At 71.4% G+C, this 241-nt stretch carries 1 protein-coding gene; it reads left to right on the forward strand.

Going from position 1 to position 241, the window contains the following annotated elements:
• Window positions 1-14: 14 nt before the first annotated feature.
• On the forward strand, window positions 15-241 hold a 227-nt coding region (locus HMPREF0072_RS11645), incomplete at its 3' end, for a phospholipase D-like domain-containing protein (protein ID WP_248601186.1).

The raw sequence follows: 241 nt of genomic DNA on the forward strand, positions 1-241 counted from the left end.
CCGACGAAGCGGTGATGGCCGCCCTGCGCCTGGCGGTGCTGCGCGGCGTCGACGTGCGCCTGCTGATACCCTCGCGCCCGGACCACCGCACGGTGTATGCCGCGTCCAGCCTCTACGCGCTGGAGGCGATCCGTGCCGGGGTCAAGGTGTTCCGCTACCAGCCCGGCTTCCTCCACCAGAAGGTGGTGCTGGTGGACCGCGACACCGCCGCCGTCGGCAGCGCCAACCTGGACAACCGTTC

This window comes from Anaerococcus lactolyticus ATCC 51172 (genome assembly GCF_000156575.1).
Classification (GTDB): Bacteria; Bacillota; Clostridia; order Tissierellales; family Peptoniphilaceae; genus Anaerococcus; species Anaerococcus lactolyticus.